This is a genomic window from Blattabacterium sp. (Cryptocercus kyebangensis), from assembly GCF_003226855.1.
In the GTDB taxonomy this organism is placed as follows: Bacteria; Bacteroidota; Bacteroidia; order Flavobacteriales; family Blattabacteriaceae; genus Blattabacterium.
The window spans coordinates 316,366-331,858 of the sequence record NZ_CP029820.1; the positions used below are offsets into that span (position 1 = coordinate 316,366).

The 15,493-nt window shown below is 27.4% G+C and carries 10 protein-coding genes, 2 tRNA genes and 1 pseudogene; 5 read left to right on the forward strand and 8 right to left on the reverse strand.

All coding sequences use genetic code 11. The features are described from left to right. Positions 1-32: 32 nt before the first annotated feature. Both trxA and DM815_RS01585 read left to right on the forward strand, forming a co-directional pair. Positions 33-359 carry a thioredoxin gene (gene trxA / locus DM815_RS01580; RefSeq protein ID WP_110508854.1) on the forward strand — a complete coding sequence of 109 codons (327 nt, stop codon included), beginning with the start codon at positions 33-35 and terminating at the stop codon, positions 357-359. A 5-nt stretch (positions 360-364) separates the two neighbouring features. After that, positions 365-438: transfer RNA gene (locus DM815_RS01585), tRNA-Asp, on the forward strand. A gap of 31 nt (positions 439-469) precedes the next feature. Here DM815_RS01585 and ribB read toward each other — a convergent pair. The 3 genes from ribB to DM815_RS01600 all read right to left on the reverse strand — a co-directional run bounded on the left by ribB (position 470) and on the right by DM815_RS01600 (position 4,404). After that, positions 470-1,021, reverse strand: a complete 552-nt coding sequence (ribB, locus tag DM815_RS01590; protein WP_235610023.1) for a 3,4-dihydroxy-2-butanone-4-phosphate synthase — start codon at positions 1,019-1,021, stop codon at positions 470-472. Positions 1,022-1,150: 129 nt separating this feature from the next. Then, the gene (locus DM815_RS01595) at positions 1,151-2,458 is read right to left on the reverse strand and encodes an LptF/LptG family permease (protein ID WP_110508858.1); all 1,308 of its coding nucleotides are present in this window, start codon (positions 2,456-2,458) and stop codon (positions 1,151-1,153) included. A gap of 47 nt (positions 2,459-2,505) precedes the next feature. Then, positions 2,506-4,404: a DNA translocase FtsK 4TM domain-containing protein gene (locus DM815_RS01600; protein WP_110509394.1), complete on the reverse strand. Its 1,899-nt coding sequence runs from the start codon at positions 4,402-4,404 to the stop codon at positions 2,506-2,508. A 90-nt stretch (positions 4,405-4,494) separates the two neighbouring features. On the opposite strand from DM815_RS01600, the gene DM815_RS01605 reads away from it, so the two are divergent. Continuing rightward, positions 4,495-5,634 carry a porin gene (locus DM815_RS01605; RefSeq protein ID WP_110508860.1) on the forward strand — a complete coding sequence of 380 codons (1,140 nt, stop codon included), beginning with the start codon at positions 4,495-4,497 and terminating at the stop codon, positions 5,632-5,634. A 69-nt stretch (positions 5,635-5,703) separates the two neighbouring features. Continuing rightward, positions 5,704-6,290, forward strand: a pseudogene (gene nadD / locus DM815_RS01610) (nicotinate (nicotinamide) nucleotide adenylyltransferase). Between the two features lie 18 nt (positions 6,291-6,308). Here the strand turns inward: nadD and DM815_RS01615 are convergent. After that, complete coding sequence (locus tag DM815_RS01615; protein WP_110508862.1) at positions 6,309-7,208, reverse strand: 5'-3' exonuclease H3TH domain-containing protein; 900 nt, start codon at positions 7,206-7,208, stop codon at positions 6,309-6,311. A 78-nt stretch (positions 7,209-7,286) separates the two neighbouring features. On the opposite strand from DM815_RS01615, the gene metG reads away from it, so the two are divergent. After that, positions 7,287-8,972 carry a methionine--tRNA ligase gene (gene metG, locus DM815_RS01620; protein WP_110508864.1) on the forward strand — a complete coding sequence of 562 codons (1,686 nt, stop codon included), beginning with the start codon at positions 7,287-7,289 and terminating at the stop codon, positions 8,970-8,972. A 541-nt stretch (positions 8,973-9,513) separates the two neighbouring features. Here the strand turns inward: metG and DM815_RS01625 are convergent. The 4 genes from DM815_RS01625 to ligA all read right to left on the reverse strand — a co-directional run bounded on the left by DM815_RS01625 (position 9,514) and on the right by ligA (position 15,481). Next, a tRNA-Ser gene (locus tag DM815_RS01625) sits at positions 9,514-9,601 on the reverse strand. A 7-nt stretch (positions 9,602-9,608) separates the two neighbouring features. Continuing rightward, a complete protein-coding gene (lysA, locus tag DM815_RS01630) occupies positions 9,609-10,826 on the reverse strand; it encodes a diaminopimelate decarboxylase (RefSeq protein WP_410491978.1) in 1,218 nt (405 codons plus the stop codon). A 62-nt stretch (positions 10,827-10,888) separates the two neighbouring features. Continuing rightward, complete coding sequence (lon, locus tag DM815_RS01635) at positions 10,889-13,291, reverse strand: endopeptidase La (RefSeq protein ID WP_110508868.1); 2,403 nt, start codon at positions 13,289-13,291, stop codon at positions 10,889-10,891. A 150-nt stretch (positions 13,292-13,441) separates the two neighbouring features. Then, positions 13,442-15,481, reverse strand: coding sequence for an NAD-dependent DNA ligase LigA (gene ligA / locus DM815_RS01640; protein ID WP_110508870.1), 2,040 nt, complete (start codon positions 15,479-15,481; stop codon positions 13,442-13,444). Positions 15,482-15,493 lie beyond the last annotated feature (12 nt).

Below are 15,493 nucleotides of genomic sequence, written 5' to 3' on the forward strand. Positions count from 1 at the left end.
TTTGTCTTGTTCTTATTTAAACGGAAAAAAGTATGATACAAGAAATAAACGATGAGAACTTTGAAAAAGTTGTTCTTGAATCGGATAAACCTATTTTAGTAGATTTTTGGGCTCCATGGTGTGCTCCATGTAGAACTTTATCTGCTATATTAAAAGATCTATACATAGAGTATAAAGAAAAAGCTATTGTTTTCCAGTTAAATGTAGATAACAATCCAAAAATTTCTTCTAAATATGGAATAAGAAGTATTCCGACCCTGTTTTTTTTTAAAAACGGAGAAAAAAAAGATATGCATATTGGAGTCGCCTCTAAAGAGGAGATAAGAAAAAAATTAGATTCTTTAATAAAAATTCAATAAATTTTGGTCTGGTAGTTCAGTTGGTTAGAATACATGCCTGTCACGCATGGGGTCGCGGGTTCAAATCCCGTCCAGACCGCATTAAAAAAGAATAAACGACTCTATGATGCTTATTTATTATATTTGATGAGATTTTCTATGGAAATAATTTTCATATGAAATTTTTGAGACAATTGAATTAATTGTGGAAGACGCGCCATAGATCCGTTTTTATTAAGAATTTCTACTAAAACACCTCCAGGCGTACATCCTGATAATCTGGTTATATCAATCGCAGCTTCTGTATGTCCTGGTCTTTCTAGGACTCCCCCTTTTTTTGCTCGAAGAGGAAAAATATGACCTGGTTTGTTAAAGGATTCTGGGTTATCTTCATGGACTAGTGCTAGTATAGTCTTTGCTCTATCGAAAACAGATATTCCTGTGCTAACTCCATATCCTCGTACATCTACAGATACCGTAAAAGCCGTTTTTCTAGGATCTGTGTTATTTTTTACCATCATTTTAAGTTCTAATTGATCACATTTTTCCTCTGTTAAGGAAACACAAACCAACCCTCTTCCATGAGTGATCAGAAAATTTACAATTTTAGGGGTTACTTTTTCTGCTGCAACAATGAAATCCCCTTCATTTTCACGGTTTTCATTATCAACCACAATAATCATTTTTCCATTTTGGATATCCTGTAAGGCTTCTTCAATACCATTTAGATTAAAGTTTTTTTTTTATCAGAAAAATAAAAAGCCATATAAATCCTCTATTTTTATTTTCTTATATTTTTATTTTATTAGTATTTAAAAATCATCCATTACAGTTTTATAAGTAATCCATATACTTATAGGAAAAAAAGTAAAATTTGGAATCCAAGCACTTATCCATGGATAAATATCAGCTTTCTCTCCTTTATTTTGTGTAATGGTAAGTAAAGTATGATAAATGATGAATATGGTTATAGCCATAATAGTTGGTAAACCAATTCCTCCTTTTCGTATAAGAGCTCCTATTGGAGCTCCAGTAAGAAACATTATAATGCATGTTACTGGAAATGTAAATTTTTTTTGCAATTCTAATTGATACTTTGCTAAATATATTTTTCTTTTTTTCAGAAATTTTTTTTGATGTTGAAGTTTTTCTATCAAAAAGGATAAACGATCTATCATTATCCTATATAGGATAGTAGATCTATTATTTGAAATTTTTTCCAATTTTTTTTTTAAAAAAAGAAAATCGTAATTTTCCTTCTTAAATTCAGAATAAAATTTATTCTTTTCTTTTTTTAAAAAATTAATTTTTTCGATCAAATTGATTGTATCAAAAGTTTGATAAGAATCATAATCCTCTAATTTTTTTATTTTTTCTTCTATCAAAGGTATTTTAAAATATTGAATTAAAGTATCAAATTGGACGATTTGATAAGAGGGTCCTTTTTTTTCATAATGGTGGTCACTATAAAAAAACCCATTAATTAGTTTGATTCGAAAAGACCCATCTTCTCTATTTGGTATCAAAATTCCTTTTTTAGCAAGAATAGTATTGATAAATAAATTTTTTTCATAAAAAAAAATGAATATTCCATTCAGATAATTTTTATCTTTTCCTGATTGTTTATCTATCTTTATGAAAAGATCTGGAAAAATGTTCACAAACATTCCTTCCTTTAACTTTAAAGAGGGATTGGCTACTGAAATTTGATAACCTAATTTTTTTGCTTTTCTTTTTGCTCTTGGAATGGCATAATCAGAGAAAAAATATAAACCTACGGAAAGGAGTAATGTTAAAACTAAAATAGGTTTCATAATCCTAAAAAGGGAAATTCCAGAAGATTTAATGGCTATAAGTTCTTGGTTTTCTGAAACTTCTCCATAAGTCATGATAGAAGTTAACAATATAGTAACAGGAGTGACTAAAGGAACTATCGTAATACCAAAATAAAATATAAATTTTAGGATGATGAAAATATTAATATTTTTTCCTGTTAATTCATCAATTTTACTCCAAAAGAATTGAACGATAAATACAAAAATAACCGAAAAAAAAATGACTAAAAAAGGAACTATAAATAAACGAATCATATATAGATCCAGTTTTTTTAGTTTTAACATTATGTTATTTTTCTTAATTTATTCTTAAGATAAGAAAAGTATTTTACTCATTTTTCATCCGGATACGGTAAAAAAAAGTATTCGTTTTTTTTTAAGTTCTTTCTTCCATAAAAAGAAATTATTTTTTGAAGATCTGATAGATCTATGAAAGGACATTGTAACCGTATTAATTCATTTTTATTGGAAAATAAAAGGTCTCCTCTTCCAATTAGTTGTTCCGCTCCTGTACAATCTAGTATTGTTCTAGAATCTATTTTAGAACTAACTCTAAAGGAAATTCTTGCGGTAAAATTAGATTTAATTAATCCAGTAATCACATCTACCGATGGACGTTGTGTAGCAATAATCAAATGAATACCTACAGCACGGGCTAACTGTGCTAAACGGGTAATATATATTTCTATTTTTTTTTGTTGAAAAGAAAGACTTAAATCTGCAAATTCATCAATAATTAAGATAATATAAGGTAAATGATATTTTTTTTCATATTTTCTATTGTATTCTTTAATATTTCTTACCATAGATTTTTCCAAAAGATCATATCGTTGATCCATTTCTTTGCATAAAGAATTTAATATATTTTTTACTTCATATATGTTTGTAATAATAGGGTCTTTGGAATTAGGCAACATCGCAAAATAAGATTTAGAAATTTTTTTGTAAATAGATAATTCTACTTTTTTTGGATCAATCAAAATAAATTTTATTTCTTCTGGATTTTTTTTACATAATAAGAATACAATCATAGAATTTAATCCTACGGATTTTCCTTGTCCAGTTGATCCTGCTATAAGCAAATGAGGCATTTTTGTTAGATCTACAATAAAAATTTCATTAAATACGGTTTTTCCTAAGGAAATGGGAAGTTCCATATTGCTACTTTTCTTGAAACTTTCTTCTGAAGAAAGGATATTTTTCATATATACGGTAGTAGGTTGATTATTGGGAACTTCTATTCCAATAGACCCTTTACCAGGTATGGGAGCTATAATTCTTATACTTAAAGAAGATAAATTTAAAGCTATCTCATTTTCTAAATTTTTTATTTTTGAAATTCGTACACCTACCTTAGGAAATATTTCGTACAAAGTGATATTAGGTCCTATAGTGTACTTTATTTTATCTATTCCTATTTTATAATAGTTAAGTATTTGTATGATTTTTTTTTTATTATCTTTTTCTAGATATTTTTCTTTTTTTTCTTCATGAAGAGAAATAGCAGAAGATAAAATAGGGATATCTATCCTTCTTTTTTTTTCTTTAAGATTAATAAAAAATGGAGGATTATCAATAGCATATTCCTTTTTTTCATATTTTTCATAATTGAAAAATTTTTTTTTTAAATTATGGAATAGTTTGAGTAGGCCACCCTTATTTTCTTTGCAAGTTTTTTCCTTTTCTTTTTTTAATTTTTTAGTATTTTTTATATGACGAAATATGATTACGGAATAAAGTAATAAAATAGTAAATACTAGGATCCCTAATCCTACTTTTCCAAATAAACTGATCAAAAAATTTCCTATTTCAAAACCAAAAATACCACTTAATATTCCATAATTAGGAAAAATTAGATAAAAGGTTATTGGGATCCATATGCTAAAAAATAAAAATTTATATGTTATGAATTTATAAATATTTAGTATAAGTCTTCCTCCAAAAAGGATTTTTAACCCTGTTATGAACAAGAATATTGGAAAAAAAAAGGAACTAATTCCTATTCCACAGTGTATAAAATAGTGAGAGAGAGTGGCTCCTATTTTTCCAAGTAAATTTTCTGCTACTATATCTTTATCAAAGAGTTGGTTAATTTGACTTTGATCATTTTTCCAATGAAAAATAAAAGAAAAAAAGCTTAAAAATAAGAATAGGCTATTCCCTAATAAAAAAAGACCCAAAACAGTTTCAATAATATTTTTTTCCTTTTTTTTCGTAAAATTTTTGTACATTCTTTTATTTTGAATTTTCTTATTCACAATTAATTTAATTATGGATAAAGAAATTTAATTATTATATTATATAAAAAAATATTGAAAAAAATGAAAAAAATAAAAACTATCTTTTTTCTTCTTCTTTTAGTTTTTTTTTATCCTTTGTATGGGATACATAGCGAAATAAAAAAAGAAGAAATATTAAAAAAAAACATAGAAAAACATGAGGATCGTAATTTTAACATGTATATAGATTTTATTAGTAGTATTTATTCTAAAGTTGAAAAAGAGGTTTTTGATGGTGGAATTTTTTCTGAAGAATCTTTGAAATTAGACTTGATAGGAAAGGCAAATGAAAATATTGATTATCGTTTTGTAAAAAAAATTAATATGTATCCTGAATCTAATAGGATTGATAAAAAAATAATGGATATAGCTTATTTGAAATGCAAATTAAACGATCAACTATCTTTTTTGATAGGGAAACAACCAATTTCTTTTGGAAGTATGGAATATAATTCAAAATATCTTCAGGTCTATCAGTATCCAGATATATACAAAAACGAGGATAATCCTGTTGGGATAAATTTTATTTATACTCCAAAAAAAAATCAGGAATTTCGATTTCAAATTGTAAATAATTTGAATAAGGAAAATAATTTCTTTAAAAAAGGAAGGAATCCTATGGGATATTCTTTGAATTGGAATTGGAATTTATTCCATAAAAAAATCCAAAATAGATGGTCATATTCTATTTTTCAAGAGAAGGAACCGGATCACTTTTGGAAAGTTTTAGCATTGGGAAGTAAATTAGATTTAAAACCTGTTTCTATGGAATCAGATTATATATTGAGTGATGAAGATATAGAAAAAAATGGAAATTTGACAAAAATTTTTCGTTCCATTACCAAGGATTATCAGGATTTTGCCTCTATAAAATATGGGACTTACTTCCTTAAAGTTAAGTATAACTTTATTCCAAGATGGAACTTGTTTGCTAAAGGAGTGTATGAAATAGGAAGATCTAAAAAAGAAATTAAGCAAATTATTGTAAAAGATCAATTATTCAAAAAGGGATATACTTATTATGGGGGTATAGAATACCAACCTATTAAACATAATGAGGATCTCAGTTTATATTTTTTATATCAAAGAAAATATGTAAAATATATGGATAAGATTAAACAAGAAAATAAAAATAATCATTTTATTTCTTTAGGATTGAGTTATCGTGTGAAGTTACTTTAAAAGATAACACAAAAAAAAATATCGAGTCTGCAATGCAGCTCGGTATTTTTTTTATTCTTTTTCGGTATTATGAAAATAGGACTTTATTTTGGATCCTTTAACCCCATTCATTTAGGACATATTATTCTTTCTAACCATATCGTAGAATTTTTAGATATAGATCATATTTGGTTCGTGGTCTCTCCACAAAATCCACTAAAAAAAAAACGAATCTTTTAGATTATGTTCATCGAGTTAAAATGGTTCGTATAGCCGTTTCAGATTATAAAAAAATGAGTGTTCTAGATATAGAATCTGGATGTTATCCTTCTTATACCATTCATACACTTGATGTGATAGAAAAAAAATATCCTAAAGAGAAATTTACTCTCATTCTAGGAATAGATTCTTTATTTTCTATAAAAAAATGGAAGAATTATAAAATAATTTTAAATAAATATGATATTTTTGTATACCCTCGTATTGGTTATTTATCTAACTCTAATCATTTTTTTATACCTATTAGACATAATAAAATATTTCTTTTGAAAGCCCCAATTATTGAAATATCTTCTTCTTTCATTCGAAATTCTATTCAAAAAGGAAAAAATATGAACTCTTTACTTCAACCAGAAGTTTGGAAGTATATAAAAAAACATAAGTTTTATAGAAAATAAAATCTAATTTTATTTTTTTTATCCAATTCTAAAAAGAAAATATTGATAGGCCTTTTTTAATAATATTCTAAATTCTAGTTCCAAAAATATTTTTTCTATGGAATTCCAATTTGGTTTTTTTATGTAAAATTTTTCATCATGAAAATAGAAAAGAGGAATATTAGTAACAATAGTTGCTAATCTTTTAGATAAAAAACCTAACTCTTTATTTTGTTCAATATTTTTTTTAATTTTTCCGCGAAGATCATGAGTGGAATTTAAAAAATTTTCAAGACTTCCATATTTTTGAATAAATTTTCTAGCATTTTTTTCTCCTATTCCTGGTAGTCCTGGAATATTATCAGAAGAATCCCCCATCATACTCCATAAATCTATAACTTGTTTTGGGTTGTTTACCCCAAACTTTTCTTTTATTTCTTCAATACCTAATATTTTTTTTGGATTTCCTTTAAAAGAAGGTCTGTAAATTTTTATATTTTTTGTGACAAGTTGGCAAAAATCTTTATCCAAAGTAATTATATAAATTAGATATCCTTTTTTTTCTGCTTTATTTGCTATAGTTCCGATAAGATCATCTGCTTCGTAGCCATATTTAGCATAAAAAAAGGAAACACTAAAAGATTTTAAAATATTTATAATATAAGGAATAGAAATAGAAATATCTTTTGGTGTTTTTTTTCTATGAGCTTTATATTTATGGTATTCTTTTTTACGAATAGTTTGTTTACTGCTATCAAAAATAGCAGCCATATAGGAAGGTTTTTCTTCATTCAGGATTTTGATCAACAAATAAGTAAAATTTAGGATAGGAGAAGTATTTAGGCCTTTGGAAGTACAAAGAGGATTCTTTATATAAGCATAATATCCTTGATAAAGGATTGTATATGTATCTATTAAAAATAATTTTTTATTATTCATATTTCATAATAATTTTTATGAAAAATTTCTTTTTCATAAGAATGCTATTAATTTTGCAAGATTAGGTAGTTATAATTTATGAAAAAATCAAATAAATATACAGTAACAGCGGCCTTTCCATATGCAAATGGCCCCATACATATAGGACATTTGGCGGGTGTTTATTTACCTGCAGATATTTTTGTTCGTTTTCTTAGACGAAAAAATAAAGAGGTTGTTTTTATATGTGGGTCGGATGAACATGGAGTCCCTATTACTATACAAGCGAAAAAGGAAAATACGACTCCTAAAGAAATAGTAAACAAATATCATTTCATGATTAAAGATAGCTTTACGAATTTTGGAATACATTTTGACAATTATTCCAGAACTTCTACCATTATTCATCACGAAATTTCGACTTCTTTTTTTAAAAAACTCTATCAAGAAAAAAAAATTTTTGAAAAAGTATCTGAACAATATTATGATAACGAAGCTAAACAATTTTTAGCAGATAGATATATATCCGGAATATGCCCTCATTGTAAAAAAAAGGATGCTTATGGAGATCAATGTGAAAATTGTGGTTCTTCGTTAAGTTCTGATGAATTAATAGATCCAAGATCTACTATAAGTGGTAGTTTACCCGTTTTAAAAAAAACCAAACATTGGTATTTACCTTTAAACGAATATCAAGATTTTTTAGAAAAATGGATTTTAACGGATCATAAAAAAGATTGGAAAGTCAATGTCTATGGACAATCAAAATCATGGTTAGATCAAGGATTACAACCTCGTGCTATAACAAGAGATCTGAATTGGGGGATTCCTATTCCTTTTTCGGAAGAACTAGGAAAAGTTCTATATGTATGGTTTGAGGCGACCATAGGATATATTTCCTCTACTATAGAATGGGCAAATCGTAAAAAAATAGACTGGGAGCCTTATTGGAAAGATAAGAATACTAGATTAATTCAATTTATAGGAAAAGATAATATTGTATTTCATTGCATTATTTTTCCAGTTATACTTAAAGCGTGTAATCTTGGATATATTTTACCGGATAAGATTATTGCTAATGAATTTCTTCATTTAGAAAATGAGAAAATTTCTACTTCTAGAAATTGGGGCGTATGGCTACATGAATATTTAGAGGATTTTCCAAATCAACAGGATTCACTTCGTTATATTCTCATAGCCAACATGCCAGAGAAAAAAGATAATAATTTTAATTGGAAAGATTTTCAAATAAAAAATAATACGGAATTAGTAGCTATATTAGGAAATTTCGTTAATAGAAGTATAACTTTAATTCAAAAATATAATAATGGAATTATTCCAAATCCTGGAATCCTATCGATTAGGGATCAATATATTTTAAAAAAAGTAAAAAAATATCCAGAAAATATAGGTAATTTGATTGAATCCTTTCGATTTCGTGATGCTTTAGTATGTTTTATGGATTTGGCTAGGATTGGGAACAAGTATTTAACAAAAGAAGAACCTTGGAAAGGGCCATCTACTCAAAGAGTAGAAACCATTCTTTATGTCTCTTTCCAAATCGTTGGAATGTTAGCGCAATTATCAGAGCTTTTTCTTCCATATACAGCAAAAAAATTATTAAAAATGCTTCGTTTGAAAGCTTTTTTTTGGAAAAAAATAGAAAATACAGAAGAAATTTTATGTCCAGGACATGTATTGGGGAAATCCATATTGTTATTTAATAAAATAACAAATGAAAATGTTGAAAAACAACTAAAAAAATTAGAAAAAAGGAATATATGAGGAATAAATTGATTTTCATATTTTTTTTCTTATTTTTTTCATGTAATAACGAGGATTTTTTATTAGAAAATAATTCCAAAAAAAAATTACAAAATAGGAATAATTATTTCCTACTTTATAGAAAAAATATATATAAATATTCATTTTTTAAGAATAGTGTAAGTAGGATTATTAAAGCTCCTTTGGATGGAGAATTTATAATATTTGGGGATATGAGATCGAGTAACATTAAGAATAAAAAAAAAAAATATAACACTATCATTTATGGGGTAGGTGTATTTATCAATGATTCCTTAAAATATGAAAATTATTTCAAAGATTTTTTCCATGAGGATAAAAAAAGACTTTCTAAGTTAGACTTAAAAGGTAATTTTGAATTCAAAATTCCAGTAAAAAAAAATGATAAATTATATTTAAAATATTCTATAAAAAATAGGAATTTCATTCCATCCTCTTCTTTGTATTTTTATGAAAATAAAAACTTTTTAAGTAGTGAATGGGATCATATAAAAATTTATTTCAATCCATATGAAAATTATAGCGGAGAGAGAGGGATTCGAACCCCCGGAGGAATAATAAACCTCAACGGTTTTCAAGACCGCCGCAATTAACCACTCTGCCATCTCTCCATTTCTTTTATATTTTTACATCCACGATATTTCTAAGAAGATCTTGCATAGTTTCTCTTCTTCTTATCAGAAAATCTTTTCCATTAATAATCATAACCTCAGAAGGTCTATAACGAGAATTATAATTGGAGGACATAGAAAAACAGTAAGCTCCCGCATTTTTAATACACAAAACATCCCCTTCCCTGATTTCTGAAATTTTACGATTAAACCCAAATGTATCTGATTCACAAATATATCCTACTACTGTGTAGAAACGAAAACGACCATACGGATTAGAAATATTTTCAATGTAGTGATAAGCCTCATAAAACATGGGGCGAATAAAATGATTAAATCCGGAATCTACTCCAGCAAATACGGTAGAAGTGGTATGTTTGATCACATTAACATTAACCAAAAAATATCCGGATTCACTAACCAAAAATTTTCCTGGTTCCAATATCAAAGTAACTTGTCTTCCATAATCTTTACAAAAAGATTGAAATTCCTCTATAAGATAATTACTTAAAAAATAAAGATCCGTTTTGATATCATTTTTTTTATATGGAACTGGAAATCCACTTCCAAAATCAATATAATCAAGGTTTGGAAAATCGATAGCTATTTGAAATAAAACTTTAGCTCCTCGTAAAAAAGCTTTGATATCTGAAATATCAGATCCTGTATGCATATGAAATCCCTCTATTTTAAGTCCTGTATTTTTTAATATTCTTTTCATATGAGGAATTTGATGGTAAGATATTCCAAATTTAGAATCTACATGACCCACTGAAATTTTAGAATTTCCTCCAGCCATAATATGTGGATTTATTCTTATTCCTACAGGATAATCTTGATGATCATCTCCAAACTGTTCTAAAATAGATAGATTATCTATGTTGATTCGAACTCCTAAATCAACCGCTTGTTTTATCTCTTGTATAGAAACACAGTTAGGAGTGAATATAATATGTTTTGGATGGAATCCAGATTTTAATCCTAGTTCTACTTCTTGAATAGATACGGTATCTAATCCACTTCCTAAGTTTTGTAAAAATTTTAAAATATTCAAATTGGTGTTCGCTTTACAAGCATAATTAATTCTAAAATTTTTAACACTACTAAAAGCCTTTTTCATCTTTATATATTGTATCTCTATTTTTCCAGAATCATATATATAAAGGGGGGTCCCGTATTTTATTCCTATTTGTATTAACTGTTCTCTATGAACTGTATGATTCATCTTTTTCAACATATAAAAAAAACAAAAATAGAATGAAATTTGGACTATAAAATCTATCTATTCTATAATAGGGATAAATGAATGACATCATTCATGTCTCTAACATAATCAAAGGTTAATCCTTTTAAGTGGTCTTGTTTAATTTCTTCTACATCTTTTTTATTGTCCTGTGAAAGAATAATTTCTTTTATATTAGCCCTTTTAGCAGCTAATATTTTTTCTTTAATTCCTCCTACAGGTAGGACTTTCCCTCTTAAAGTGATTTCCCCTGTCATAGCTAAATGAGGTTTTAATTTTCTATTTTTATAACTGGATACAAGAGCCGTTAACATAGCAATTCCTGCGGATGGACCATCTTTAGGTACAGCCCCTTCAGGAACATGGACATGTACATTTTTTTCTTCAAACATTTTAGGATCAATATGAAATTCTTCATAATGAGCTTTAATATATTGCAAAGCAATTGTTGCAGATTCTTTCATAACATCTCCTAAATTTCCGGTAATACTTAAATTTCCTTTTCCTTTGGAAAGACTGGATTCAATATATAAAATATCTCCCCCAAAATTAGTCCAAGCTAAACCTGTAACTACTCCTGTAACATTATTTCCTTCATAACGATCTGGATCATTTGGAATTCCAAGAATTTCCTCTATTTTTTCAATATTTAAACGTTTTACATATTTTTTATTCATAGCAATATTCTTTGCTGCATAACGTGCTAATTTAGCAATATATTTCTCTAGAGTTCTTAAACCAGATTCTCTGGTATAACTTTCAATGACCTTTTCAATTTGTTTATTCCCAAGTATTAAATCCGATTTTTTCAATCCATTTTCTTTCAATTGCTTAGGTAGAATATGTTTTTTTACAATTGGAGTTTTTTCTTCCACCGTATATCCATTCATTTCTATGACCTCCATCCTATCTATAAGAGCTGGTTGTATGGTTGAAAGAGAATTTGCTGTAGCAATAAACAATACTTTTGATAAATCATAACCCATTTCCAAAAAATTATCGTAAAAAGAAGTATTTTGTTCCGGATCTAAAACTTCTAACATTGCAGAAGATGGATCTCCATTAGTTCCTAAACCCATTTTATCGATCTCGTCAATCACAAAAACAGGATTGGAAGTTCCTACTTTTCGTATAGATTGTAACAGCCTACCTGGCATAGCTCCAATATAAGTTCTTCTATGACCACGTATTTCCGATTCATCGTGTAATCCTCCTAAAGAAACACGGACATACTTTCTTTTAAGAGCGGTCGCTATAGATCTACCCAAAGAGGTTTTCCCTACTCCAGGTGGACCATAAAAGCATAGAATAGGAGAACGCATATCTCCTCTTAATTTTAAGACAGCTAAATATTCTATAATACGTTCTTTCACTTTTTCCAAACCGTAATGATCTCTATCCAATATTTTTTGTGCAAATTCTAAATTGAAATTATCTTTTGAATATCGACCCCATGGAAGATCAATCATTAATTCTAGATAATTTCTTTGAACCGTATATTCTGGCATTTGGGGATTAGTTCTTTGCATTTTAAGTAGTTCTCTATCAAACTGTTTTTTAGCCTCTTTAGGCCATTTTTTTCTGGAAGCTTTAGCACGCATTTCATCAATCTCTTTTTCATAAGATATATCCCCTAATTCTTCTTGTATGGCTTTAATTTGTTGATGTAAAAAATATTCTCTCTGTTGCTGATCCATATCACTACGAACACGGGACTGAATGTCGTTTTTTAACTTTATTTGTTGATGTTCTACGTTAAGAAAACGTAATGTTTCCATGGCTCTTTTTTTTAAATCATTGTATTCTAACAATTTTTGTTTATCTCTAGTAGCTAAATTCATATTAGCGGCTACAAAATTGATTAAAAAAGAAGGGCTTTCTATATTACGAATAGCAATACTGGCTTCTGATGGAATATTTGGATTATCCTGAATAATTTTTATGGCAATTTCCTTGATTGATTCTACCAAAGCAAGATATTCCTTATCTTTGCAAGACGGTTTATTTTCTTTTAACGCTATAATTTCTGCTTTAAAATATGGATCTTTTTGAATAAAACGGTTCACTTTAAATCTCCTTTTTCCTTGTAAAATTACAGTGGTATTTCCATCAGGCATTTTTAATAATTTCAATATTTTAGCTACTGTTCCTATAGTGTACAAATCTTTTTCACTAAGATTTTCTATGACAGAATTTTTTTGGGTTAATACCCCAACCGTTTTATCCAATCCATAAGCATCTTGTAATAATTGAATAGATCCACTTTTCCCTGCTATAATAGGAAAAACAATCCCAGAATACAAAACCATATTTCTCACTGTTAATATACATAATTGTTCTGGGATATCATCTTTAAGAAGCTGGTCTTCTTCATCTTGACTCATTAAAGGTATAAATTCTGCTTCAGACTCGAATCCAGATTCGGTAAATATATTTTTTAGTAACATAAAAAAATAGATTTCTTACTTAAATGATGCAAATGATGATTAATAAAATCATCATCACCTATCTAAATATACTGTTTTCTATATGAAAAAAAAAACCTTCAAGATAGACTCCAGATCCCCTTTTTTTTGATACTATTCTTAATAATTCTGTTAAGATTGGATTTCCTTTTCTTTTTTTTCCTCTTTAAGGAGCTCAATAAAAATATCTTCAGTCAAAATTTTCACATTATCTTTTTTCATCCCTTTTTCTAATTTGGAACCAAAATTTTTTCCAACAACGATAAAATTAATTTTATTATTAACAGTACTAAATACTTTTCCACCTAAAATTTCTACCATATTTTTAGCGATATTACGTGACATACAAGACAGTTTCCCTGTAAAAACAAAAGATTTTCCTTCAATCATAGATTTTCCTTCAATCATAGAATATTTTTTTGAAAAATTTAATCCATATTTTATAAGTTTTTCCACCATTTTTTTGTTTTCCATGATTGAAAAATAAGTACTTATACTTTTTGCTATTTTTCCCCCTATACCTGAAATAGACGTTAAAATATTATAATCTGCATTTATTAAATGATTTATATCTGGAAAGGTTTCTGTTAACTTTTTAGAAATATATTCTCCTACATGAGGAATTCCTAATCCATATAAAACTCTATAATAAGAATTGTATTTAGATTTTTCTATATTTTTTATTATCTTATCTGTTAATTTTTCTTTAACTCCCTTTATTTGAAGAAATTCTTCTCTTTTTAATCTATATAAATCGGAAATTCTGTATAAAAAACCATTTTTGTATAGTTTTTGAATCATTTCACTTCCAATCCCTTGTATATTCATTGCTCGTACACTTACAAAGTGTTTTATTTTTCCAATTCTTTGATAAGGACAGTTTCTATTGGGACAGTATAACAATTTATTTTTTTTTCTTAAAGAGCTATCACATGATGGACATTTTTTTAAGAAAAATATAGGATCGGCATTGATTAATCGTTTTTTTACATTTATTTTGGTAACTTTAGGAATGATATCCCCTCCTTTTTCCAAAAAAATAGAATCTCCATAATGGAGGTCCATTTTTTGTATAAAACGATCATTATAAAGAGAAACTCTTTTTACCACGGTTCCAGAAATCTGTGTAGGAAGGACATAAGCTACAGGGGTAATGATCCCAGTACGTCCTACTTGAAATTTTATGTTTAATAACTTGGTTTCTGATAATTTTTGTCTAAATTTATAAGAAATCGCCCATCGTGGATATTTATTCGTGCATCCTAAAAGGTATTGTTTTTGGTACTCATTTACCTTAAGGACTATCCCGTCAATATGGTAGGGTAGATGATTCTTCCATCGATTCCAATAATCCATGAAATGAAATATCTCCTTTTTTGTTTTACAAATCATAGCCGTTTCTGGTACTTTGAATCCCCAATTTTGTAGGTATTTGAAAGATTGATATTGTGTATTAAAAGGAAGATTTTTTCCTATAACAGTGTATACAATACAAGATAGAGTTCTTTTATAGACTTCTTTTTTATCCTTAATTTTTAGGGTTCCACTAGCCGTATTTCTTGGATTAGAATAAGGAATTTTTCCTTTTTTTTTTCGTTCTATATTGATTTCTATAAATTTATTTTTAGGAATAAAAATTTCTCCACGTATTTCAAGATACGTAGGATAGTTTTCTCCACTTAATTTTATGGGAATCGATTGTATGGTTCGTACATTTTCTGTAACATTTTCTCCTTTTTCCCCATCTCCACGAGTTACGGCATTGGTTAATAATCCGTTCTTATAGATTAAATTAATGGATACTCCATCATATTTTAGTTCGCACACGAAAGAAGAAGAAGAAATAGATTTATCAATTTTATTTTTCCAAAACATTAATTCTCTTTTGGAATAGGTATTTTGAAGGGAGTACATTTTATATTTATGATGAATTATTATTGTAGATCCATATTTTTTTGAGGGAACACCTCCACCTATTCTGATTGTAGGGGATGTAGGATCATAAAATTCTGGATTTTCTTTTTCTAATAAATATAATTCTCTCAATTTTTTATCAAATTCGTAATCCGATACATTATAAGTATCCAATATATAATATTGATAATTGTATTCTGATAATTCTTTTCTTAGTTTTTCTATTTTTTCTTTTATATATTTTTTTCTATTATCCATTTAATTTAATAA

What these genes read in the sequence shown, in the direction of transcription:
- trxA (WP_110508854.1), top strand. Translation starts at nt 33, where the DNA reads ATGATACAAGAAATAAACGATGAGAACTTTGAAAAAGTTGTTCTTGAA.
- ribB (WP_235610023.1), bottom strand. Translation starts at nt 1,021, where the DNA reads ATGATTATTGTGGTTGATAATGAAAACCGTGAAAATGAAGGGGATTTC.
- DM815_RS01595 (WP_110508858.1), bottom strand. Translation starts at nt 2,458, where the DNA reads ATGTTAAAACTAAAAAAACTGGATCTATATATGATTCGTTTATTTATA.
- DM815_RS01600 (WP_110509394.1), bottom strand. Translation starts at nt 4,404, where the DNA reads ATGTACAAAAATTTTACGAAAAAAAAGGAAAAAAATATTATTGAAACT.
- DM815_RS01605 (WP_110508860.1), top strand. Translation starts at nt 4,495, where the DNA reads ATGAAAAAAATAAAAACTATCTTTTTTCTTCTTCTTTTAGTTTTTTTT.
- DM815_RS01615 (WP_110508862.1), bottom strand. Translation starts at nt 7,208, where the DNA reads ATGAATAATAAAAAATTATTTTTAATAGATACATATACAATCCTTTAT.
- metG (WP_110508864.1), top strand. Translation starts at nt 7,287, where the DNA reads ATGAAAAAATCAAATAAATATACAGTAACAGCGGCCTTTCCATATGCA.
- lysA (WP_410491978.1), bottom strand. Translation starts at nt 10,826, where the DNA reads ATGAATCATACAGTTCATAGAGAACAGTTAATACAAATAGGAATAAAA.
- lon (WP_110508868.1), bottom strand. Translation starts at nt 13,291, where the DNA reads ATGTTACTAAAAAATATATTTACCGAATCTGGATTCGAGTCTGAAGCA.
- ligA (WP_110508870.1), bottom strand. Translation starts at nt 15,481, where the DNA reads ATGGATAATAGAAAAAAATATATAAAAGAAAAAATAGAAAAACTAAGA.